A 2,530-nucleotide genomic window follows, 5' to 3' on the forward strand; every position below is an offset into this window, starting at 1 on the left:
CATCTTGTAGTCGCCCATCTTGACGCCGGCGCGCAGGTGCTGGGCGTGCGGTGAGAGCGACATCGATTCCTGGCCGCCGGCAACGATCACCTTGGCGTCGCCCGTGGCGATCTGCTGCATGCCGAGCGCGATCGCCCTGAGGCCCGAGCCGCAAACCTGGTTGAGGCCCCAGGCGGTGGTCTCCTTCGGCAGGCCGGCATTGATCGAAGCCTGGCGGGCCGGGTTCTGTCCCTGGGCCGCGGTCAGCACCTGGCCGAGGATGACCTCGTCGACCTCCGAGGGCGCGACTTTGGCCCGCGTGAGCAGTTCCTTGATGACCACGGCGCCGAGCTCGTGCGCAGGCGTTGCGGCGAAACTGCCGTTGAAGGAGCCGACCGCGGTGCGGGCGGCGCTGGCGACGACGATTGAATTGGAAGCGGACATTTTCTTCTCCAGACTTCGAGCTGTCGTGTTTTAGGTATTGTTAAAGACTTTTCTTGCCCGTTCGAACCCTCAAGTCAAACCGGAAATGGGCATGGCGGCCATGCGCGGCAAGCACACCGCGGGCGGATCGTCACCGCATTGCGTTCGCTGCGCAGCATAATTTGCCACGGCCATCAGACACTAAATGATGCCGCACTGCACAAAGCGCTTGGAATTGTGACGCTTTTGCGCATATCCTCGATACATGGCGCAATCGTTACCGGCCGCTTGCTCAGAACGCGCCGGTATCCTGGGGAGGATACGGATGGCCGCAAAAGACGACCCGATCGTCATCAAGAAATATGCCAACCGCCGGCTCTACAACACCGGCACCAGCACCTATGTGACGCTCGAGGACTTGGCCGATATGGTCAAGAAAGGCGAGGAGTTCACGGTTCAGGACGCCAAGACCGGCGACGACATCACGCATCCGGTGCTCACCCAGATCATCTTCGAGCTGGAGAACAAGGACGGGCAGAACATGCTGCCGATCCCGTTCCTGCGCCAGCTTATCGCCTTCTACGGCGATCAGATGCAGATGATCGTGCCGAGCTTCCTCGAGCAATCGATGATCGCCTTCTCCAAGGAGCAGGAGCGGTTTCGCGAGCAGATGAAGGGCGCTTTCGGCAAGGCGCCGATGGACATGATGAAGACGCCGATGAAGGCGCTGGAAGAGCAGACGCGCCGCAACGTCGAGATGTTCCAGAACGCGATGCGCATGTTCACGCCGTTCCCAACGGCCGGCTCCAATTCCGCGGCGCCCACCGAGCCGCCGAAGAAGGAAGAGAAATCCGACGATCTGCAGGAATTGAAGGCGCAGATCGCCGCCATGCAGCGCAAGCTCGACACCATGTCGTAGGTTGCGTTGATATTCAGGTGAGGCCGGTCTGCAAATAGCGGCTTTCTGCGCTTCCGGCCTTCGCCGGCCGAAGCATTCATGAGAGTGGCGTGGTAGTTAAGGCTACGGCCGGCGTAGGCCGGTTCTCGAAAGCCACTATTTTCGACTCGGCCTGACCTGAATCTCAACACAACCTGGCGCGCTTCATCCTGACGGTGAGGCGCTAAATGTTGCCATCGGTCCCCTTCATCCCCGCAGGCCCGTTATAGCGGGCGCGGGGCCTGATCGGCCTGTTGCTCGTCACCTGCTCGATGGCATGTGCCGTCCAGCCGACGCTGCGCCCGAGCGCGAACAGGCGGAAGGGTGCGTCGGCAGGTAGCCGAAGGCCTCGCGTCAGCGCAGCCAGGGCAAAATCGATGTTCGGAGGCATGCCGGTCGCGGCCAAGGCAGCATCGCGCAAACGCAACAGCCCGGCGTCGATCTTGAACCCGGAAAACATAGCTTCGGCGCGCGGATCGCCTTCGGGATAGAGCTGGTGGCCGAAGCCGGGCAGCGGCCGGTCGTGGGCGAGCCAGCGCGAAATCGCCTCGTCCGGGCCCAGCCGCTCGGCATCCTCGACAAGGGCGATCGCCGCGGCGCCCGCGCTGCCATGGCGCGGGCCGGTAAGGGTGGCGAGGCCGGCAAGCAGGCAGGCCGCGATCGGCGCGCCGGTGGAGGCCGCGACGCGCGCGGCGAAGGTCGAGGCGTTGAGCTCGTGATCGGCGAGCAGCACCAGCGCCTTGCGGATGAGATCGGCGCCGGCGTCGTTGACCGACCAGCCGCGGGCAAGCCTTTCGTGTACAGGTTCCGAACCCGGGGCTGCACCGAGCGCCGTCGCAAGGACGCTGGTGGCGCTTGTGCCGTCCTGCTGCAGCATGGCCGGCCTGCGGCCGAGCGAGGGCCGGCCTTCGGCCGCAAGCGCCGAGAGCCTCGCAAAAGCCGTCGGGGTGCCGCTCTGCCGAGCGGTCGAAGGGGTCAACGAAGCGAAGGAGACCGAAGCGTCGGAGGCCCAAAGCAGGCCAGCGGTTTCCTCCAGCGTCGCCGTCGCCGCAAGCGCTGCGGCATCCTTGCCGCGATAGACGAGGCGGCCATGCAGAACCGTCGAGATTGCGGTGGTGATGGCGGGTTCGCCCCAGGCGATGGCGCTCTCGGCGATCGCCTGCGGGCTGCGTCCGCGCGCCCGGCGGGGGG

Annotated in this window: 3 protein-coding genes; 1 reads left to right on the forward strand and 2 read right to left on the reverse strand. The window is 64.9% G+C overall.

The window, feature by feature from the left end; translation table 11 throughout:
• Window positions 1–423: beta-ketoacyl synthase N-terminal-like domain-containing protein (locus tag EOA29_RS32750; RefSeq protein WP_281061123.1), on the reverse strand; the 423-nt coding region annotated here is incomplete at its 3' end.
• A 304-nt stretch (window positions 424–727) separates the two neighbouring features.
• Here EOA29_RS32750 and phaR point away from each other — a divergent pair.
• On the forward strand, window positions 728–1,321 hold the full coding sequence (gene phaR / locus EOA29_RS32755) for a polyhydroxyalkanoate synthesis repressor PhaR (protein ID WP_126091477.1): 594 nt from the start codon (window positions 728–730) through the stop codon (window positions 1,319–1,321).
• Between the two features lie 202 nt (window positions 1,322–1,523).
• On the opposite strand, the gene EOA29_RS32760 is transcribed toward phaR, so the two are convergent.
• On the reverse strand, window positions 1,524–2,530 hold a 1,007-nt coding region (locus tag EOA29_RS32760; RefSeq protein ID WP_127222165.1), incomplete at its 5' end, for a citrate synthase.

It is taken from the genome of Mesorhizobium sp. M1E.F.Ca.ET.063.01.1.1 (genome assembly GCF_003998155.1).
Lineage (GTDB): Bacteria > Pseudomonadota > Alphaproteobacteria > Rhizobiales > Rhizobiaceae > Mesorhizobium.